Raw genomic sequence first — 18894 nt, 5'->3', positions numbered from 1 at the left:
TGCCCTGCAAGCCAGCTTGCAGGGCTGACCAGGGACGGTCCGGGTTTTTCCCGCTTCGATTTTTTGGTCTGCCCTTCGTGGTGCCGCAACGCCGAGCCTGATGGCCAGCACGCGCGCCGTCAAGTGCATCCGGAGTTGGTTCCGGCAAGACCAGAGAAATCACAATGGCCCTGATCACCCTCAAATCCCTCGGCGTCACCATGAGTGCGCCGCTCTTCGCAAACCTCGACCTCACCATCGGCAGTGGCGACCGGCTCGGCATCGTTGCCGCCAACGGCCGCGGCAAGTCGACCTTGCTCAAATGCCTGACCGGCGAGATGGAGCCGACCTCTGGCGACATCACCCGCACGCGCGGCTTGCGCGTCGGCCATGTCGAGCAGTCGGTTCCCCCTGCCCTTCTCAGCCGCAGCTTCCATGAGGTGGTGGCCGACGCCTTGCCGTCGGAGCAGGCCGAAAGCGAGATGTGGCGCGTCGACGTGGTGCTGGATTCTCTCGACGTGCCTGAGGCGATGCGCGAGCGGGAAATGCAGGCGCTGAGCGGCGGCTGGCAGAGGCTGGCGCTGATCGCCCGCGTCTGGGTCACCGATCCCGATGTGCTGCTGCTCGACGAGCCGACCAATCATCTAGACCTTGCCCGCATCAGCCAGCTGGAAAGCTGGCTGAACGCGCTGCCGCGCGAAGTGCCCGTCGTCATCGCCAGCCATGACCGCGCCTTCCTCGACGCCACCACCAACCGGACGCTGTTCCTGCGCCCGGAACAGTCGCCGGTGTTTGCGCTGCCCTACTCCCGCGCCAGACAGGCGCTCGACAAGGTCGACGCCTCGACAGCGCGAAAATTCGAGCGCGACATGAAGGTCGCCCAGCAGCTGCGAAAGCAGGCCGCCAAGCTCAACAACATCGGCATCAATTCCGGCAGCGACCTTTTGACGGTGAAAACCAAGCAGCTCAGGGAACGGGCGGACAAACTCGAAGAGGAGGCGGTATCGGCGCACCGCGAAAAATCGGCCGGTGCGATCCGGCTGGCCAATCGCGGCACCCACGCCAAGGTGCTGATCACGCTCGACGACGCGGTGGTCGAAACGCCCGATGGCACGCTGCTGTTCAAGACCGGCAAGCGTCACATCTGTCAGGGCGACCGTATCGTGCTGCTCGGCCGCAATGGCGTCGGCAAATCGCGCTTCGTCAGCCTGATCCGCAGCGCCATCGCCGAGCCCGACACGGTGCAGAACGTGAAGGTGACGCCGTCGACGGTGCTCGGCTACAGCGACCAGGCGCTGTCCGGCATCAGCGGCGACGACACGCCGCTGGCGATGGTTTCGCGCCGCTACGACGTCGGCGAACAACGCGCCCGCTCGTTGCTTGCCGGCGCCGGCGTGGTCATCGAGATGCAGGAGAAAAGGATCGGCGCGCTGTCCGGCGGCCAGAAGGCACGGCTGATGATGCTTGCGCTCAGGCTCGCCAATCCCAATTTCTATCTGCTCGACGAGCCGACCAACCATCTCGACATCGATGGCCAGGAAGCGCTGGAGGAGGAATTGCTCAAGCACCAGGCAAGCTGCGTGCTCGCCTCGCACGACCGCTCCTTCATCCGAGCCGTCGGCAACCGTTTCTGGCTGATCGAGAAGCGAAAGCTGACGGAGGTCGAGGACCCCGAGGGCTTTTTCCTTGAGGTAGCGGAAGGCGGCGGTTGAGCGGCGAGACAGGTTCGTTTTGCCTGTAAATTATTTGCTTACACATCTTGATCTGTGTAAGCAACCTGTTTACATAGATCGATGATCAAGTCCTTCAAGAACAAGGAGCTGTCGGACCTCTTTCAAACCGGAAAAACCGGTAAGATCGACGCCAAAATGCACAAGCGCATTCTGGTCCGGCTTGACCGCCTGGAAGCTTCGGAGAAGCCGGAGGAGATGAACCTCCCCGGCTTCGACTTCCACCCGCTGAAAGGCTTCGATCCAATTCGCTACACGGTCCATGTCAACGGCCCGTGGTGCATCACATTTGAATTCGACGGTAAGGACGCCGCCCGCGTCGATTTCGAGCAATACCACTGAGGCGGCCAGATTGGAGAAGTTCGACTTATGACCGTGCACGAGCCGATGCGTCCGATCGAGCGTTGTCCCTCCCACCCGGGAGCGCTGCTTGAGGACATTATCCCGGCAACCGGAAAGACCAAGGTGGAAATTGCAAATCTGCTCGGGATCTCCCGGCAACAGCTTTATGACATCATCCGCGAAAAGAAGCCGGTTTCGCCGGCTGTGGCCGCTCGCCTTGGGAAGATGTTTGGCGACGGTGCCGCGATCTGGCTTCGGATGCAGGCGGCTTTCGATGCCTGGCACGCCGAGCGCGAGGTTGATGTTTCAGCGATCCCAACGCTTAAGGTCGCATAGCCGCCGCCCTGAGCGACGAAGGCTTCTTCGATCGAATTCGGAGTCGTAACAAAAAGTTCGGCGCTCTGTCGGATCGCCTGAACCTGCCACGTCCTTGGGATGCCGACGCGATGATGCCGGCGTCAACCCAGGGAGAGAACATCATGTCGGTCCTTTCATCCATCGGTCGCATCGCAACCCAATACGCGGCGGCACGTGCCCGCCATCGCAGCGAACGCATCCTGCTCTCGCTGCCAGCCGAATTGCGTAAGGACATCGGCTTTCCGGACCTCTTCGACGCGCGGAACAGCCGTCGTGCAACGACCTTCTCGACCAAGGTCATATGACCGCGATCAGCCTGTTCATGCGATTGCCGCTTCAATCCGCCGGTTGCCCGGTCCGTCCGGGTCCGGCTCGAAAGAAAATTCGCGCCGCCATGTAGGATTGCCGTCACCTCGCGCGTCCTGTGGTTCGTAAGGCCAAGCCGAACGCAAAGAGGAGCAAGACATGACTGACCAGACCCCCATTCAGCCCAGGGCAGAAGTGCTCGGCGGGTTAACCCCTTATCTGCAGGTGGACGGCGCCTTCAAGGCCGCTGATTTCTACAAGAAGGCCTTTGGCGCCAAGCAGGTCTTTGCCTATCCGGCGGATGAAAAAGGCCGCACCATGCACATCCATCTCCACGTCAACGGCTCGACGCTGATGCTGGGCGACGCCTATCCCGAGCACGGCCATCCACATAAGGCCGCGCAGGGCTACACGCTGCAGCTCCATCTCGAAGATGGCGACATCGAGACCTGGTGGCAGCGCGCCGTCGATGCCGGCTGCGAAGTGGTCACGCCGCTGCAGGTGATGTTCTGGGGCGATCGCTGGGGCCAGCTGAATGATCCGTTCGGCGTCGCCTGGGCGATGAACGCGCCGGTGAAGTAGCGAGCAGGCGTCGCCCGTCAGGGCTGACGCGCTCACCGCGCCGGGTCGTATCCCCGCCGACCCGGCGCTCGGTTTTCAGCAAGGAGCTCACCATGTCCTATGTCGATGGTTTCGTGCTTGCCGTGCCAAAGGCCAAACTCGATGACTACAAGAAGCTGGCCAACCTCGCAGGCCCCATATGGATGGAACACGGCGCGCTGGCCTATGTCGAATGCATCGGCGACGACGTGCCCTATGGCGAACTCACCTCGTTTCCACGTGCCGTCCAGGCAAAGGACGACGAGATCGTCGTCTTCGCCTGGGCGGTCTATGAATCCAGGCAAAGCCGCGACACGGTGATGGCCAAGGTGATGGCCGACCCGCGCCTGACACCCGATTTGGGTCCCATGCCCTTCGATATGAAGCGCATGATCTTCGGCGGCTTCCAGCCCTTCATCGAGCTTTGAGCAGCTGAGCCCCACCGCTTCGTAATCCTATGGCGGAGCAAGGCGCGAAGCGACGCGGCGCAGACCCCTTGAGCTGCTCCGCCCGTGGATGACGAAGCTGAGGACCTCGCGCGCTAATCCAACTTGTCCAATAGCGGCTTCAGCCGGTCGCCATAGCGTTTCCACAGGTCGACCGAGCCTTGATACATCGGCTGGCGCACCTGCGCGGCGGACGCCGTGCGCACCGGGCGGTCGGTCTCGTGGAACGACAGCACGGCATCGTCCCATGGCAGGCCGAGATAGTCGATGAGCGCCCGGCTCTGGCCTTCCTGATCGGCGACGAAATCCTCGTAGCGCACATCATGCACGACGCCGGGCAGCACCTTGTGCCAATGCGCCATGATGTCGGTGTAGAGATTGTGGAAGTCGGCGAGTTCGCCGAGATCGTAGCCATAGCGGTGGCTGTCGCCGCGGAAATGCACCTTGTAGATCGACAGGCAGGTTGCAGCCGCATCGCGGGCGCAATGGATGATCCTGGCTTTCGGCATCATCATGTGGATGAAGCCGACAAGCAGGAAGTTGCCCGGCATCTTGTCGGTGACGTGGCTGACATGCGGATAGCGGGCATGCAGCATGTCGAGATAGGCCTGGCCCGCCTCGGCGAAATCCGCATCGTCCGTATCCGATACGCCCCACGGAAAGCCACCCGGCATGGTCGCCGGGAACTGCTTGCCGACCGCGTTCTTCAGGATGCTGAGCTCGCCCGCGCCATAGACCTGCGGATGGCTGGCGATGATCTGCTCGACCAGCGTCGTGCCCGACCGCGGCATGCCGACGACGAAGATCGGCGCGTCATCGGTGATCGGGCTCGGTCTGTGCCTTTCGAAGAAGCCGGCATCGAACACCGTCTTCATCGCCGCGAATTCCTCGCGCGTCCTGACGGGATCATAGTTGATCCCCTTGCGGCGAATGGCATTGCCTTCGGCAAAATAGTCGAAGGCCTTATCATAGTCCTTCAGATCGTCATTGGCCTTGCCGAGGCCGAACGACAGCTGCATGCGCGCCAGGCTGTCCTGCGGCGCCTTGGCATGCTGCGCTTCCATGCCGGACAATTCGGCATCGCGCTCCTTCTGGCGCTTGACCTGCGACAACATCAGCCAGGCCTTGGCCATGCCCGAGTTGACCGCCAGCGCCTGCCGGAACAGATCGGCCGCCTCGTCGAGCTTGCCCTTTTCCATCAGCCCGACTCCGAGCCCATGCAGAAGCTCGGCATCCTTGGGACGGATGGTCAGCGACTCGCGAAACACGGCCAGCGCCTCGTCCAAGCGAGCGGCTTCCTGCAGGGTTTCGGCAAGCCCGATGCGGGCGCGCACATGGAAGGGATTGCGCGCGACCGTGCCGCGATAGATTTCTTCGGCCTCCTCGAACCGGCCGAGCTGCTTCAGCGACGAGCCGAGATTGTCGCGCGCGGCGAGCTGCTCCGGCCGCAGATCCACCGCGCCACGGAAGAAGTCGATTGCCGCGGCGACGCGGCCGAGATCGCGCATCACCGTGCCTAAATTGTTGAGGAAATCGGCATTCGTCGGCTGCAGGCTCACCGACCGCTCGATGAGGTCCAACCCTTCTTCGCTGCGTCCGGTCTGGTGCAGCAGCAGCCCCAGGAAATGCGCCGCCGCCGCGTGCTTGGGCTGACGCGCCAAGACTTGCCGGTAGATGGTCTCTGCCTCTTGCCGGCGCCCGGCCTGGTGCAATTGCAGGGCCTGCTGCACATACTGGTCGAGACCCAGCGGCGGCTGTCCGCCTGCACCAGACCTGGTTCCCGCACTCGCCGCTCGTCTTTGATCTCTGTTAATGGGAAACCTGCCGTGTTTGTCCGCCTGCTGCGATCTAGGCCATTGGCGCGACAGGTTCAAGTCTTCGCGGGGTTGCGAGCTCGTTCGGAATGCATTGAGCGATCAGATCAGGCGGTTGGTCTCGGCAACCTGCCTCGCCCGCCTCACCGTGCCATCGGTATCGGAGATCGTTCGCCTTGCCGCCTCATCGCTTCTGATCGTCAGCCGTGCCGACTTGACGATCATCGGCTGGCCGGTCGGGCCAACGGCAATGGCGTGGATGGCGATTGGCTTGATGATCGGATTGACCGCAACGGTCTTCCCCCTAGAGCCTCTTGTGGAAACCATGGGTTTTCCTCCTTACTATAGTAAATAAAAGCATGGGCGCAGAGGAAATACCCCAGCGTGCGTTCAAGATTTTTTAGAAATATGTACAACCCATAGCAGAAATATCTGAACGTATATAGCGATCTATTTTTCAATCGGAACGAGATTGATTTCTGAATCACCTTGAACAGGGAGCCAAATCGATCTATATAGAGAGGATCGTTTTGGCCAGAATTGGCATCTCGCGGCGTCAGAGGTTCTCGACCCGCCAATCTCATTCCAAATCGTCGACATTGGACGCACGGCACATTCGCCTTGCGACGATTTTTCAATCCGCGAAAGACAGATATGACCACCGGAATCGTGAAGTTCTATAATGGCCAGAAGGGTTTTGGCTTCATTCAACCAGCTGACGGCGGCAAGGACGTTTTCGTCCATGTCAGCGCTTTGGAGCGTGCCGGCTTTCCCGGCCTCGCCGAAGGCCAGAAGCTGGAGTTCGACCTGGAGCGTGACGGCAAAGGCCGCGAGTCCGCCGCCAATCTGCAACTGATCTGATCCGGCCGAATTCGATGAACGCTGACCACGGATGTACTGGCAGCTCTCGAAAGCGGCTTATTTCCAGCGATTGCGGGAGATAGAAAAGCGGGGCTCGTCCCCGCTTTTTTGTATTCAGGTCGATGACGCCAAAGGCGTGAACCAACCAAGGCCAGGACAATGCCGGACCGCACCACCCATTCCATCGCCCATTTCGCGGCATCCTTCATGCTCGCAGGCCTGGAAGGACCGTTGCCGGCCGGCGACTACGACATCGATCATGATGAAGAGCTGATCGAGGGCATGTCACGCATCGGCTGGCGCCGCGTCGCCACCTTCATCCACCTGCCGGCAAGGGCGGTGAAGAACCCCACGACCAGCCAGCTTGTCGCCATCGACCACCTCGAACTCGAAACCGCGCTGAAGCGCGACCGGGAGAATGCAGCATGATCCGTTTCCAGCAGAATACGCGCCCGCGCACCGACACGCCCTCGCACCTTTTCGCCATCGGCCAGACGGTGCGCATGAAGAGCCGCACCGGCCTCGTCCAGAAGACGGCGGAGCTGTTCGAGATCAAGAGCAGGCTGCCGGTCAAGGACGGCTCGCCGCAATACCGTATCCGCAGCGAGTTGGAGACCCACGAGCGGGTCACCACGGAAGACAATCTCGAGCCGGCCGACAATCCGGCCGTCGCCAGCAATCCGGTCGTCTGAGAACCTCGAAAAGCCAGCCAACACGCACAAGGAGCAGTCCATGTCCAAAGGTCAACAGCGAAGCAATCGCGAAGCGCGCAAGCCGAAGAAGGATAAGGTCGTGGCCAAGCTCGCCTCCCGGTTCGGTTCGGCGGTCAAGCAGGCGGAGAGCGGCCTGAAGCCGAAGTCCAAGGGCTGACAGCCTTGGGGTGCTTCGCATGCGCCCCATCCCCGATGAACTGACAACAGGCCCATGCCAAGTCCTGCCACGGAGGCTTGCTTGAATTTCGTCATCGAGTTCTACCGGTCACGCGACGCCGAGGAGGCAACGCTCGACAAGGTGTCGCTGGAAGCGCCGACCTTGCGCGCCGCCTTGCAGGCCGCCGCCGCGCTCTTCCACACGCTCGCAATGCCGCAGATCCCCGACCGCCTGCGCATTTCCGATGAGCACGGCAGCGAGCTCTACGCCGGGCCGGCCGATGGGGCTTATCCATCCTAGGCAACCTGGCTATCGTTCCGGAGCAACCGCATGCGCCTCGCGGCGTTGAGCCTGCAGCCATATGCAGGAGCCGCCGAATGTCCCTCACCGCCTTTGCCATCAACTGTTCGCTGAAAGCATCCAGCGACAAGGAAAAATCCTCCACCGACAGGCTCATCGCCGACCTGCTCTCAGCGCTCAAGCCGCATGGCGTGAAGGGGGAGGTCGTGCGCGCCCTCGATCATGATATCAAGCCCGGAGTGCTCTCCGACATGGGCAAAGGCGACGACTGGCCTGGTCTGCGTGAGAAGATTATCGCGGCCGATATCTTCATACTCGGTCTGCCGATCTGGATGGGACAACCCTCCAGCGTCGCCAAGCGCGTCATGGAACGCATGGATGCCTTTCTCGAGGAAACCGACGGCAAGGGCCGCATGCCGGCCGCCGGCAAGGTGGCACTGGTGGCGATCGTCGGCAACGAAGATGGTGCCCACCATTGCCATGCCGAGTGCTTCCAGGCGCTCAACGATGTCGGCTTCACCATTCCGGCCAATGGCGGCGTCTATTGGGTGGGCGAGGCGATGGGCGACGTCAATTATGTCGATCTGCCAAAGACCCCCGAAAAGGTCGCCGGCATGATCGAGATGGCCGCGTCTAATGCCGCCCACCTGGCAGCCCTGCTGAAAGGCAAAGCCTATACTGGCGTGGACCGGTAGGACGTTCTCAGCACGGGCCATCGCCGACGACCCGGTAGTCCGCGGCGCGGGCTTCGCAGGCATTGGGGAAGCTGCGCATCTCGCCATGGCGGCGGGCGCAGACGGGCGCGTATTCACGGGTGCAGAACGTCTGCTCTTCGCCACCACCACCACCATTGCCACCGTCGCCGCCATCGCTGCGGCAGGGGCCGTCGCGCACGATGCGGTATCCGGCGCGGTCGGCAAGGCAGGCATTGGCGAAGGTCTGGCGGTCGCCGCCGCGCCGGGCACAGACGGGCTCGTATTGCCTGGTGCAGAATTCCGGTTCGGGACGCGGCGGCCGCGGTCCTGGCCCATCATCGACGACCACGGTGCAGGCGGCCAGAAGCGCCGACAGGAACAGGACGGCAAACCCTTGCCGCGAAAAAACCGACGCCAGGAAGTTGATGCTGATTTCTCCCTCGATCCCATCCCCGATCACGATCCTCGCCATTCCCCTGTCAAATGCAACCCCGCTCGCGGATGCGACCGCGTTCGCGGGGACGGAAACGCCGGTTACAGCCATGGCCGGCGTCCGCCGGCAACACTGGCCCATGCGCGACCCTCTCTGTGGGTCAATGACCGGCCCGGCAACGGGGCCTATTTGCGGCCCGTCGACGCTCAGATCGGTCGATTCTTGCGTCGGGATGCGCTCAGTGCGGCGGCCCGCGGCGCTATCTTGCAACCTTCACGTTTCCGTGCGATAAATTCCGTGTTCGGGCATTTGCGACCCGGAGAGCGGAACGTTTTGGACGACCTTTCCCCGATACTGTGAATCTCTGACGGCCCCGTTTTTCGGCGGGGGGTTTGACCATGCGCCAATGCATGACTGCCGAAAGCAACCACCGGGAACTGCCCTCGACGCCAGGTGGCGGGCAGGACCAATAAAGACTGAACGGGTGAAGGAGTTTCCCCAATGGCCCAGACCGGCACCGTTAAATTCTTCAACGCGACCAAAGGCTTCGGTTTCATCACGCCCGACGGCGGCGCCAAGGACGTGTTCGTCCATATTTCCGCGATCGAGGCATCGGGCCTGCGCACGCTCGTCGACGGCCAGAAGGTCACCTTCGACGTCGAGCCGGACCGCATGGGCAAGGGCCCGAAGGCGGTCAACCTCCGCGCTGCCTGAACCATCGGCGCCCCGCGTCCCTGACGGCGGGCGAACGAGGGTTCGAAGCCTGCCCAGCCTGTGGGCACGCAGACAGATTTTTAAAAAGGCGCGGCGATTTTCGTCGTGCCTTTTTTCATGTCCGTGGCGCGGCATCAATGCATGTAGCCCGGAAGTGGATCCGGCTCCGGGTCAACGACATGCATCACAACAAAGGCTTAAGGCGCTTTAAGTGCCCGCAAAACTTTCTCTTGCCGATGACGCTAAAATAAAGGACAAATTTCCTCTCGGGCATTTGCCGGCCCGAGACTGGAGTTTATGGGATCAAAGGAGCTTCCCATGCCGCAGACCGGCACCGTCAAATTCTTCAACCATGCCAAAGGCTTCGGCTTCATCACGCCGGACGATGGCGCGAAGGATGTCTTCGTCCATATTTCGGCCGTGCAGGCGTCGGGTCTTCCCGGTCTCGAAGATGGGCAGAAAGTAACATTCGACACCGAGCCGGACAAGCGCGGCAAGGGACCCAAGGCCGTCAACCTGTCGGTCGGCTGAGCCGGCTTCAGACTGTCGGCTCCAGCAGGGCTGCCCAGCTCGATCAGAGCCTGGTTTTTGACGCCCCTCTTGGATCGGCACGTCGAAATCCGTTCAGCCTCCGTTCAGCCACGGTCGCATATTAATCTTGGGTAAAGCCGGACCGCATCCCCTGCAAAACTGCACGGTCCGGACCGAAGGAGACCAAGATGAACAGAATTTTCAAGACTGCCGTGCTGTCCGCCGCCATGGCGGCCACCATGCTGGTGGCCTTGCCCGCGGCCAACGCCGATGAATGGCGCCATCACCGCCACCACGGCAATGGCGACGCCATTGCCGCCGGTGTGCTTGGCCTCGCCGCCGGTGCGCTGATCGGTGGCGCGCTGGCCAATGACCAGCCACCGCCTGACGCTGACCGCTACTACGATGACGGTTACTACGATCGTGACGTGCGGATCCGCCCGGCACCGGTCCGTCGCTACTATGTCGAACCGCGGGTGGTCTATGCCGATCGCTATGCCGAGCCGTGGACGCGTGACTGGTACGAATACTGCTCGGACCGCTACCGCAGCTTCAACTCCCGCACCGGCACCTTCACCGGCAATGACGGCGAGCAGCATTTCTGCACTGCCAACTGAGTGCATGTCGCCCAAAAGTGTGCACCGGTTTTGGGACAACGACTTGCACCAGACAAAGACCTAAAGCGCGAAAGCGCTTAGGGCTTCCCTGCCCCGGACAAAAGCGCTGACCGCAAGGCCAGCGCTTTTTGCTGGTGCTGATCCTAAACAAGGAACGGATTGGTTCGCCGCTCCTCGCCAAAACGGCCGCCGGGGCCGTGGCCGCAGATGAAACCGATATCGTCGCCGAGCGGCAAGAGCTTGTCCTTGATCGAGGCGATCAGCGTCGCGTGGTCACCGCCCGGCAGGTCGGTGCGGCCGACCGAGCCGCGGAACAGCACATCGCCGACATGGGCGAACTTGGCCGCGCGGTTGTAGTAGACGACATGGCCGGGCGCGTGGCCGGGGCAATGCAGCACCTCGAACACATGACCGCCGAACGACACGGTATCGCCTTCGGTGAGGAACCGGTCGGGCACGCAGTTACGCGCCCCGGCGATGCCGTAGAGTCTGCCCTGTTTCTCCAGATTGTCGAGCAAAGGCCTGTCGGCTGCATGTGGGCCGATGATTTCGAGGCCGAGCGCATCCTTCAGCTCCATGGCGCCGCCGGCATGGTCGATATGGCCGTGCGTGATCCAGATCGCCTCGGCCGTGATCGCATTGTCCTTCAACACCGCCAGCACTTTGTCGATATCGCCACCCGGATCGACGACGACGCCGTGCTTGTCGACCATGTCGAACAGGATGGTGCAGTTCTGCTGAAACGGTGTGACCGGCACGATGCCGGCATTGAGCTGACCCATGATCGTCCTTTCGATGTTCACGCGGTGATGTAGAACACTTCCAGGCAAAGTGTGAGACGGTTTTCCCGGGAAAAGCGCGTAGCGCTTTCCCTTGGGAATTGCGTCAAAATAAAGAGACGGAGTGGTTCTGCGTTTCCTTGAAACGATGAACCACTCCGGCGGCGCGAATGAAGGGCGTCCACGCTCGAAACACGAACAGTCAGTCGTTGCAGAAACAGAAATGGGCGGCCGAAGCCGCCCATTTGAACAAACCTGAGACCGTCAGGCTTACTTCTTCATGGCGCCCATGACAGCGCCGATGATGCCGGTCAGGATCGCGCCGCCGCCGGCGCCGCCGACGATGTTGTTGAGGTTGAGCGCACTGCCGAGACCGCTAGTCGCTGCAGCGGCCGCTGCCGGATCAACCGCGCCGCCGCCAAGCAGGCTGCCGAGGATTGCCGCGCCGCCGACGCCGCCAATGGCGCCACCCAGGATTTTGGGAAGCTGGCCCATCGCCGCGTTCTTGAGTGCAACACCGACCGCCTGACCACCGATGATACCCGTAATCACCTGTACAATGATCGGAAGAAGCGTTTCCATATGATTAGTCCCTCCATAGCTGCCAGCCTCCCGGGCCGACACCATCATGAGACGCCGAATTGACTGAAAGTCAAATGCAGAAACGCTGAAATAAAAGGGGCGGCCCGAAAACCGCCCCTGCTTGCGCGAAAAGCTGTGACTATTGTTATTCTGCGGCGATTGCGTGCTTCGGCTGAACGGCCGCAGAATAGTCATTCATAAGGTTCTTGGCGATTTCGCCAACCTCGAATCGGTAAGGGCCGATCTCCGAAACCGGCGTTACTTCCGCCGCCGTTCCGGTCAGGAAGCATTGTTCGAAGCTTTCGAGTTCTTCCGGCAGGATGGCGCGTTCGATTACGTCCAGGCCACGGTCCCTGGCGAGCCCAATGACCGTGCGGCGGGTGATGCCGTCGAGGAAGCAGTCGGGCTTGGGCGTATGGATCTTGCCGTCCTTGACGAAGAAGATGTTGGCACCGGTTGCCTCGGCGACCTGGCCGCGCCAGTCGAGCATCATGGCGTCGGCATAGCCTTTTGCTTCGGCGGCGTGCTTGGACATGGTGCAGATCATGTAGAGGCCGGCGGCCTTCGACTTCGACGGCGCCGTGCGCGGGTCGGGTCGGCGCCATTCCGCGACATCGAGGCGGATGCCTTTCACCTTCTGCGCCGGATCGAAATAGCTCGGCCACTGCCAGATGGCGATGGCGACGTTGATGCGGTTGTTCTGCGCCGAAACGCCCATCTGCTCGCTGCCGCGCCATGCGATCGGCCGGACATAGGCGTCCTGGAACCCTTGCTTCTTCAACAGCGTGGTCGAGGCGTCGTTGAGCTCGGTGACCGAATAGGGAATCTTGAAGCCGAGCAGGCGGGCCGATTCATGCAGGCGCTCGGTGTGCTCGTTGAGCTTGAAGATCTCGCCGCCATAGGCGCGCTCGCCCTCGAAGACCGCGCTGGCATAGTGCAGACCGTGCGTCAGAACATGGATCTTGGCGTCGCCCCACGCAACGAATTCGCCATTCATCCAGATGAAGCCGTCCAGTTGATCGAAGGGAACGGATGCCATGGTAACCTCCCGCGGGTCGCGGCCCGCATATCCTTGGTGTCGTAGCGTGTTCTTTTTGGCCGCGCCGTGTGATTGGAGACGCCGGCCGGTGTTGCGAAGCGTAGGCGGATAATCGCGCTCTGGCAAACTCAGGAAGTTCCGGAAAAACCGGCCTGCCTTGCCTTTTCGTTCGCAATCCGCCCAAAAGCTTGTCAAAAATTACCATTGCGGGGAAATTACGTCAATAGTACTGACATAATCTCCCGTTCCCATGGAGAAATGATGACGGATCGAAGCCCAGCCGCCGGAAAGCCGATCAGGACCGCGATGTCAGTCGAGGACGGCATAGACTTCGCCATCATCGAACTGTTCTTCTTTGCCTATCGCGACTTCACCTCCGATCCCGACCAGATCCTGGCCGACTATGGCTTCGGCCGCGCCCACCATAGGGTGCTGCATTTCGTCAACCGCCGGCCGGGGCTGACGGTCGCCGAACTGCTCGACGTGTTGAAGATCACCAAACAGAGCCTGGCGCGCGTGCTGAAGCAGCTGATCGACACCGACCATGTCGTGCAATTGCAAGGTCCGCGCGACCGCCGCCAGCGCGAACTCTATCCCACCGCCAAGGGCCGCGCGCTGGCGCTCGCCCTGGCGCGGCCACAGTCACGCCGCATCCGTGCTGCATTGGAAGATTCCGGCGCCACCGAACGGGCCTTGGTGGAACGCTTCCTCGAAGCGATGGTCAATCCGGAACTGAGAGCTCAGATCGACGTTGGGTCCGCAAAAATGTCAGGAAAAAGCCATGGAGAGCACTGAGAGGGTCGATCAGGCGGCCGCACCGGACGACGACGCGCCGCATCTGCTTGTGGTCGACGACGACACCCGCATCCGCAATCTTCTCAAACAGTATCTGACCGAAAACGGCTTTCGCGTCACCGTCGCCGGCAATGCCGGCGAGGCCAGGCGCAAGCTCGCCGGACTCGACTTCGACCTGCTTGTGCTCGATGTCATGATGCCCGGCGAAAGCGGCGTCGATCTCACCAAATCGCTGCGCGCCGAAAAGAACGTGCCGATCCTGATGCTGACCGCGCTTTCGGAAACCGACAGCCGCATCCTAGGGCTCGAGGCCGGCGCCGACGACTATCTGCCAAAACCCTTCGATCCGCGTGAGCTGATCCTGCGCATCAACAACATCCTGCGCCGCGGCGGCCCCGCGACCACGCCCAAGGTCGAACAGCTGGTCTTCGGTCCCTACACGTTCCAGATCGCCAGGCGCGAACTGAAGCGCGGCGGCGAGGCGCTGAAGCTGACCGATCGCGAGCAGGAGATCCTGGCGATCTTTGCCGCGCGGGCCGGCGAGACCATCCCGCGCCACGAACTGGTCGGCGACGATTCGGAGGTCGGCGAGCGCACCATCGACGTGCAGATCAACCGGCTGCGCCGCAAGATCGAGCGCGATCCGTCCAATCCTGTCTGGCTGCAGACCGTGCGCGGTATTGGGTATCGGCTCAGCGTGGAATAGAATGCCGGACGCGGCTCTGGAGCATGATCCCGAAAAGCGGGAACCGGTTTTCGGAAAAGACCATGCTTTAACAAAGAGTTAGATCAGGATGGCGATTGAACCAAACGTCGTTCTGATCTAGTGCCGCGGACGAAATGAAAAGAGCCAATGGCAACGACGCAACTGGAAGGGCCGGGACCTGACGGCTTGAGCGCACGCGCCACGCGAACGCTCAAGGCGGTGCCGCGCATCTGGAACCGGTTCTGGCGCCTGATTTCGCTTTACATGCCCAAGCGCCTTTACGCGCGCTCGCTGATCATCGTCATCGCGCCGATGATCCTTCTGCAATCGGTGGTCGCCTTCGTCTTCATGGAGCGCCATTGGGCAACGGTGACCCAGCGCCTGTCGCAGGCGACCGTGCGCGACATCGCCGCCATCATCGACCTGATCGAGACCTACCCGCACGACGCCGACTACGCCAACGTCATCCGCATCGCCCAGGACCGCATGCAGCTGAAGGTCGATCTGCTGCCGCCGGATCCCTTGCCGCCGCCCGGTCCGAAACCGTTCTTCTCGATCCTCGACGACGTTCTCTCGGCCGAGATCACCCGCCAGATAAACCGGCCGTTCTGGATCGACACGGTCGGCAATTCCAACATCGTCGAGGTGCGCGTCCAGCTCGAGAACAAGGTGCTGCGCGTCTTCGTGCGCCGCAGCCAGGCCTATGCCTCCAACACCCACATCTTCCTGATCTGGATGGTCGGCACCTCGCTGGTGCTGCTGATGATCGCCATCCCCTTCCTGCGCAATCAGATCCGGCCGATCCTGACGCTTGCCGAGGCCGCCGAAAGCTTCGGCAAGGGCCGGCCGATGCCGCGCGATTTTCGCCCGCGCGGCGCCGAGGAGGTGCGCCGCGCCGGCTTTGCCTTCATCCAGATGCGCGAGCGCATCGAGCGCCAGATCGACCAGCGCACCGCCATGCTTACCGGCGTCAGCCATGATCTCAGGACCATCCTCACCCGCTTCAAGCTGCAGCTGGCGCTGGCCGGCGGCAAGGCCGAGACCAAGGCGGCGCTCAACCAGGACATCGACGACATGCAGTCGATGCTGGAAGGCTATCTCGCCTTTGCCCGCGGCGAAGCCTCGGAGGATCCGGGACGTTTCGATCTCGAAGCCTATTTCCAGAAGCTCAGCGACGAGGCCGCCTTGCGCAAATGCAAGCTGTCGACGACGCTTTCCGGTGATCCGACCGTGCATGTGCGGCCGAACGCCTTCGCGCGGCTGTTGTCCAACGTCATCGGCAATGCCTTCCGCTATGCCAAGACGGTGGAGGTCAGCGCCGATCACGGCCGTGGCTCGCTCGTGGTCACCGTCGACGACAACGGTCCCGGCATTCCGGCCGACAGGCGCGAGGACGTGTTCAAACCCTTCGTGCGGCTCGACGAAGCCCGCAACCTCGATTCCAGCGGCACCGGGCTCGGCCTGTCGATCGCCCGCGACATCGCCCGCAGCCATGGCGGCGACATCACCCTCGACGACAGTCCGCTCGGCGGCCTGCGCGCGGTGATCAAGGTTCCAGCCTAGGCTGGCCAAACATCGGGCTTCATCCGCCCGTCATGAAATCATGGTGAAGAGCGCGCATGAAACGCGCGACATCACTTGATTCGGCCTTGCCGCCCCATTTCGATCCCGTGCCCGCCCGGGTGCGCTGGAGCGAAGCGAGGCCCGCCGGCTGGTCGCCGTTCCGGCATCGTCTCAAGGCTGCCGTCGACCTTTCCAGCAAAGGGCCGCCATGCGCATATTGATGGTCACCGACGCCTGGCGCCCGCAAGTCAACGGCGTCGTCCACACGCTGGAGCGGCTCACCGAAACGCTGAAATCCTTCGACGTCGCGGTGGATTTTCTGACACCCAACATCTTTCGCACGCTGCCCCTGCCGACCTACCCCGACATCAGGCTGGCGCTGACCACGCCAGGCCATGTCGCGCGCCTGATCGACGCCTACAAGGCCGACCATATCCACATCGTCACCGAAGGACCGCTGGGCATCATGGCGCGGCGCTATTGCCGCAATGCCGGCCGGCCGTTCACCACCAGCTATCATACGCGCTTTCCCGAATATCTCAGCGCCCGCCTGCCAGTGCCGGAAAGCTGGGCCTATCGCTGGCTGCGCGACTTCCACAATTCCGGCCAGGGCACGCTGGTCGCCACCCAGTCGCTCGCCGACGACCTTTCGGCGCGCGGCTTCAACAAGCTGAGGCCATGGACGCGCGGCGTCGACACCGACCATTTCCGCCCGGACAAGCGCAAGGAGCTCGGCCTCCCCGGCCCGGTCTTCCTCTGCGTCGGCCGCGTCGCCATCGAGAAGAACCTCTCCGCGTTCCTCGACCTCGACCTGCCCGGCAGCAAGGTGATCGTCGGCGAGGGACCGGAGCTCGCCAAGCTGAAGGCCCGCTACTCCAACGCGCATTTCCTCGGCCATCGCCCCAATGACGAACTGGCGGAGATCTATGCCTCGGCCGATGTCTTCGTCTTCCCCAGCCGCACCGACACCTTCGGCAACGTCATCATCGAAGCGCTGGCCAGCGGCACACCAGTCGCCGCCTATCCGGTGACCGGACCGATCGACATTGTCGGCGACGGCTTTGGCGGCGCGGTCTCCAACGATTTGCGCGAAGCCGCGCTCGCCGCCCTCGAGGTCGACCGCGGCCAGGCGCGGGAACGCGCCCTGCGCTACAGCTGGAAGGCTTGCGCCGAGATGTTCCTCGACACGGTCGAGGAAGCGCTCGGCAGGACGCGCAAGCTGGCGGCCTGACGGCGGCAGTTGTGTGACCTCTTCGATGGCGCCCACTCATGCGTTTCCTTCAGGAAATCCAGACCTTCGACAACTTGCCGATACTTTTAGACAAGTCTTCCGCGTGAAGTTGATGGAATGCATTGGAAGATCGTGCACCGGCAAGCTTTAGTTCCCGTGAGCGCGCTCCTTGCGAGAGCTTGCGCGACAGTTCCTTGCGGTGCATTATTCTGCATCTGTAGTTCGCTGCGGGATTGACACCGATTTCAACGCTGGACCAGTCGCCTGCCGTATCGCCGAAGCGTCGCGTCTTGCGCATCAGCAGGACCGTTGCGAAGGTGTTCGGCTATTGCCGTGCGAATGCCTGGCCACTCTTCGTGGCCGCCTGGTTTCCCTGCTTTCTGACGACGCTCTGTCTGGCGGCGCTTGCTCTTATTCTCTTTGCCAATCCGGGGCAGGTGCCTGGCTGGCTTCTATCGCGAGGCTTTGACTCCAGGACCTGGCTTTCCGCGATTGTGGCGGCGCCGTTCTCGGCGATGGTCATTGCGTTCGTTCTGGACCGCATGGCAAACGCGCCCGAGCGCGGCCGTGTCGTTGTTCGGCGCGGCGTTGAACGTGTCAAACGCTACGCTATCCCGGGCATGCGCTTTGAGCTTGGCCAGCGGATTCTCTTGGCTGCGTTGCTTCTCGCAGTGATCCAGCTTGTTTGCGGCTTTGCCGTCGCCGGCGAGCACAGACTGCTTGCGGCCCTGCTGGCCACACGTGACCTACCGCTCAACCCTGAGGACGTGGCGCATTGGGTGTCGGCGATGGGAGTCTTCAACCTGTTGGCGGGTGCTTTCGTACTTGTCTGGACATATCTTTTTGTCGGTGATTTTCTCTGGACAGGATCGTTTGATCCAATCGGGTGCTGGCGCGCGCTAGATGGCAATCATCTGCGTTTCCTCGTCATAATGTTCATCGTTTTCGCAATAGTTGCCATAGTCAAGTATGGGCTGGTCCTGGCCGGAGCCTTGATTCTCATTCCTACGGATGCGGCGTCGCCTTCCTTCCTGACCCTTATGCTGGTGCATTTCGGACTCGCCTGGCCGTTCGACATCCTCCATCTCGTACTCTCGGCCGCAACGGTCGGAACCATTCTCGGCGCGTTTCGGCCACCAGCTAGCGCTTCAATCCGGTCGGCTGTGCCGCCATGACGGCGCCCGCCGGGCGTCCTGACAGCGCTGCGCCAGGCGAGGTTCTTTTGAGCAGGCGGGGGTAAAATTCTAGAACAACCGCCCGCCGTCCGGCACCTTGCGCTCGATGGCGCCGAGCACCACGGCGCCCTCCTCGTCGGGAAAGCCGAGCGTCAGCACTTCCGACATGAACGGGCCGATCTGACGCGGCGGAAAATTGACCACGGCGAAGACCTGCCGGCCGACCAGCGTCTCGGGCGTATAGTATTTGGTGATCTGCGCCGATGATTTCTTGATACCGATCTCAGGCCCGAAATCGATCTTCAGCTTGAATGCCGGCTTGCGCGCCTCGGGGAACGGCTCTGCTTCGATTATCGTGCCGGCACGGATGTCGACACGATCGAAATCGGCGAAGCTGATTTCGGGCTTTCGCGTGGTGCTTGAACTCAT

28 protein-coding genes are annotated in these 18894 nt (G+C 62.1%); 20 read left to right on the top strand and 8 right to left on the bottom strand.

Annotated features, from left to right (window positions below; all coding sequences use genetic code 11):
• Positions 1–164 precede the first annotated feature (164 nt).
• The 6 genes from CK226_RS19860 to CK226_RS19835 all read left to right on the top strand — a co-directional run bounded on the left by CK226_RS19860 (position 165) and on the right by CK226_RS19835 (position 3742).
• Positions 165–1691 (top strand): ABC-F family ATP-binding cassette domain-containing protein, encoded by a 1527-nt coding sequence (locus CK226_RS19860; RefSeq protein WP_095792810.1) that lies wholly within the window; start codon positions 165–167, stop codon positions 1689–1691.
• 81 nt (positions 1692–1772) lie between these two features.
• Positions 1773–2051: a type II toxin-antitoxin system RelE/ParE family toxin gene (locus CK226_RS19855; RefSeq protein WP_095792809.1), complete on the top strand. Its 279-nt coding sequence runs from the start codon at positions 1773–1775 to the stop codon at positions 2049–2051.
• A gap of 27 nt (positions 2052–2078) precedes the next feature.
• The gene (locus CK226_RS19850) at positions 2079–2387 is read left to right on the top strand and encodes a HigA family addiction module antitoxin (RefSeq protein ID WP_095792808.1); all 309 of its coding nucleotides are present in this window, start codon (positions 2079–2081) and stop codon (positions 2385–2387) included.
• 143 nt (positions 2388–2530) lie between these two features.
• The gene (locus CK226_RS19845) at positions 2531–2713 is read left to right on the top strand and encodes a hypothetical protein (RefSeq protein WP_095792976.1); all 183 of its coding nucleotides are present in this window, start codon (positions 2531–2533) and stop codon (positions 2711–2713) included.
• A 160-nt stretch (positions 2714–2873) separates the two neighbouring features.
• A complete protein-coding gene (locus tag CK226_RS19840; RefSeq protein ID WP_095773553.1) occupies positions 2874–3296 on the top strand; it encodes a glyoxalase/bleomycin resistance/extradiol dioxygenase family protein in 423 nt (140 codons plus the stop codon).
• Between the two features lie 92 nt (positions 3297–3388).
• On the top strand, positions 3389–3742 hold the full coding sequence (locus CK226_RS19835; RefSeq protein WP_095792807.1) for a DUF1428 domain-containing protein: 354 nt from the start codon (positions 3389–3391) through the stop codon (positions 3740–3742).
• Between the two features lie 113 nt (positions 3743–3855).
• Here CK226_RS19835 and CK226_RS19830 read toward each other — a convergent pair whose 3' ends face one another.
• Together CK226_RS19830 and CK226_RS19825 are read right to left on the bottom strand one after the other, a co-directional pair.
• Positions 3856–5490, bottom strand: coding sequence for a tetratricopeptide repeat-containing sulfotransferase family protein (locus tag CK226_RS19830; protein WP_095792806.1), 1635 nt, complete (start codon positions 5488–5490; stop codon positions 3856–3858).
• A 186-nt stretch (positions 5491–5676) separates the two neighbouring features.
• Positions 5677–5901, bottom strand: coding sequence for a hypothetical protein (locus tag CK226_RS19825; RefSeq protein WP_019860617.1), 225 nt, complete (start codon positions 5899–5901; stop codon positions 5677–5679).
• Positions 5902–6228: 327 nt separating this feature from the next.
• Between CK226_RS19825 and CK226_RS19820 the strand changes: the two genes are divergently transcribed.
• The 6 genes from CK226_RS19820 to CK226_RS19800 all read left to right on the top strand — a co-directional run bounded on the left by CK226_RS19820 (position 6229) and on the right by CK226_RS19800 (position 8300).
• The gene (locus CK226_RS19820) at positions 6229–6435 is read left to right on the top strand and encodes a cold-shock protein (RefSeq protein ID WP_095792805.1); all 207 of its coding nucleotides are present in this window, start codon (positions 6229–6231) and stop codon (positions 6433–6435) included.
• 159 nt (positions 6436–6594) lie between these two features.
• Positions 6595–6864 (top strand): hypothetical protein, encoded by a 270-nt coding sequence (locus CK226_RS19815; protein ID WP_095792804.1) that lies wholly within the window; start codon positions 6595–6597, stop codon positions 6862–6864.
• Entirely contained in the window at positions 6861–7127 is a 267-nt protein-coding gene (locus CK226_RS19810) for a hypothetical protein (RefSeq protein WP_095792803.1), read from the top strand. Before CK226_RS19815 ends, CK226_RS19810 begins: the two co-directional genes overlap by 4 nt.
• A gap of 40 nt (positions 7128–7167) precedes the next feature.
• Positions 7168–7305: a hypothetical protein gene (locus CK226_RS34955; RefSeq protein ID WP_179301087.1), complete on the top strand. Its 138-nt coding sequence runs from the start codon at positions 7168–7170 to the stop codon at positions 7303–7305.
• Between the two features lie 81 nt (positions 7306–7386).
• Positions 7387–7605 (top strand): hypothetical protein, encoded by a 219-nt coding sequence (locus CK226_RS19805; RefSeq protein ID WP_019860622.1) that lies wholly within the window; start codon positions 7387–7389, stop codon positions 7603–7605.
• A 77-nt stretch (positions 7606–7682) separates the two neighbouring features.
• Complete coding sequence (locus tag CK226_RS19800) at positions 7683–8300, top strand: NAD(P)H-dependent oxidoreductase (protein WP_095792802.1); 618 nt, start codon at positions 7683–7685, stop codon at positions 8298–8300.
• Positions 8301–8307: 7 nt separating this feature from the next.
• Here CK226_RS19800 and CK226_RS19795 read toward each other — a convergent pair whose 3' ends face one another.
• Positions 8308–8772, bottom strand: a complete 465-nt coding sequence (locus CK226_RS19795) for a Kazal-type serine protease inhibitor (RefSeq protein ID WP_179301086.1) — start codon at positions 8770–8772, stop codon at positions 8308–8310.
• 462 nt (positions 8773–9234) lie between these two features.
• Here CK226_RS19795 and CK226_RS19790 point away from each other — a divergent pair, with 462 nt between their 5' ends.
• From CK226_RS19790 to CK226_RS19780, 3 genes are all read left to right on the top strand, one after another.
• The gene (locus CK226_RS19790; RefSeq protein WP_006202520.1) at positions 9235–9447 is read left to right on the top strand and encodes a cold-shock protein; all 213 of its coding nucleotides are present in this window, start codon (positions 9235–9237) and stop codon (positions 9445–9447) included.
• A 318-nt stretch (positions 9448–9765) separates the two neighbouring features.
• Positions 9766–9978 (top strand): cold-shock protein, encoded by a 213-nt coding sequence (locus CK226_RS19785; protein WP_008877668.1) that lies wholly within the window; start codon positions 9766–9768, stop codon positions 9976–9978.
• Positions 9979–10166: 188 nt separating this feature from the next.
• A complete protein-coding gene (locus tag CK226_RS19780; RefSeq protein WP_010911084.1) occupies positions 10167–10595 on the top strand; it encodes a BA14K family protein in 429 nt (142 codons plus the stop codon).
• Between the two features lie 143 nt (positions 10596–10738).
• Here CK226_RS19780 and CK226_RS19775 read toward each other — a convergent pair whose 3' ends face one another.
• From CK226_RS19775 to CK226_RS19765, 3 genes are all read right to left on the bottom strand, one after another.
• The gene (locus CK226_RS19775) at positions 10739–11377 is read right to left on the bottom strand and encodes an MBL fold metallo-hydrolase (RefSeq protein ID WP_095789204.1); all 639 of its coding nucleotides are present in this window, start codon (positions 11375–11377) and stop codon (positions 10739–10741) included.
• A 267-nt stretch (positions 11378–11644) separates the two neighbouring features.
• Positions 11645–11956: a hypothetical protein gene (locus CK226_RS19770; RefSeq protein ID WP_032931410.1), complete on the bottom strand. Its 312-nt coding sequence runs from the start codon at positions 11954–11956 to the stop codon at positions 11645–11647.
• A gap of 145 nt (positions 11957–12101) precedes the next feature.
• A complete protein-coding gene (locus tag CK226_RS19765; RefSeq protein ID WP_095792801.1) occupies positions 12102–12995 on the bottom strand; it encodes a branched-chain amino acid aminotransferase in 894 nt (297 codons plus the stop codon).
• A 261-nt stretch (positions 12996–13256) separates the two neighbouring features.
• Here CK226_RS19765 and CK226_RS19760 point away from each other — a divergent pair, with 261 nt between their 5' ends.
• The 4 genes from CK226_RS19760 to CK226_RS19745 all read left to right on the top strand — a co-directional run bounded on the left by CK226_RS19760 (position 13257) and on the right by CK226_RS19745 (position 17290).
• Positions 13257–13790 (top strand): MarR family transcriptional regulator, encoded by a 534-nt coding sequence (locus tag CK226_RS19760; RefSeq protein ID WP_032933687.1) that lies wholly within the window; start codon positions 13257–13259, stop codon positions 13788–13790.
• Positions 13777–14496, top strand: coding sequence for a response regulator transcription factor (locus CK226_RS19755; RefSeq protein ID WP_019860633.1), 720 nt, complete (start codon positions 13777–13779; stop codon positions 14494–14496). Before CK226_RS19760 ends, CK226_RS19755 begins: the two co-directional genes overlap by 14 nt.
• A 147-nt stretch (positions 14497–14643) precedes the next feature.
• Positions 14644–16059, top strand: coding sequence for an ATP-binding protein (locus CK226_RS19750; RefSeq protein WP_095773546.1), 1416 nt, complete (start codon positions 14644–14646; stop codon positions 16057–16059).
• Between the two features lie 208 nt (positions 16060–16267).
• Positions 16268–17290 carry a glycosyltransferase family 1 protein gene (locus CK226_RS19745; protein WP_095792800.1) on the top strand — a complete coding sequence of 341 codons (1023 nt, stop codon included), beginning with the start codon at positions 16268–16270 and terminating at the stop codon, positions 17288–17290.
• 49 nt (positions 17291–17339) lie between these two features.
• Here the strand turns inward: CK226_RS19745 and CK226_RS34950 are convergent, their stop codons facing one another.
• The gene (locus tag CK226_RS34950; protein WP_179301082.1) at positions 17340–17588 is read right to left on the bottom strand and encodes a hypothetical protein; all 249 of its coding nucleotides are present in this window, start codon (positions 17586–17588) and stop codon (positions 17340–17342) included.
• On the opposite strand from CK226_RS34950, the gene CK226_RS19740 reads away from it, so the two are divergent.
• Positions 17581–18465 (top strand): hypothetical protein, encoded by an 885-nt coding sequence (locus CK226_RS19740; protein WP_245437787.1) that lies wholly within the window; start codon positions 17581–17583, stop codon positions 18463–18465. The two genes, CK226_RS34950 and CK226_RS19740, sit on opposite strands and share 8 nt — an antisense overlap.
• Positions 18466–18534: 69 nt before the next feature.
• Here the strand turns inward: CK226_RS19740 and CK226_RS19735 are convergent, their stop codons facing one another.
• Complete coding sequence (locus CK226_RS19735) at positions 18535–18894, bottom strand: tRNA-binding protein (protein WP_095773543.1); 360 nt, start codon at positions 18892–18894, stop codon at positions 18535–18537.

This window comes from Mesorhizobium sp. WSM4311, from assembly GCF_002295115.1.
Taxonomy (GTDB): Bacteria; Pseudomonadota; Alphaproteobacteria; order Rhizobiales; family Rhizobiaceae; genus Mesorhizobium.
The sequence above is the reverse complement of the archived record's forward strand: the minus strand, read 5'-3'. Positions and strand labels throughout refer to the sequence as shown.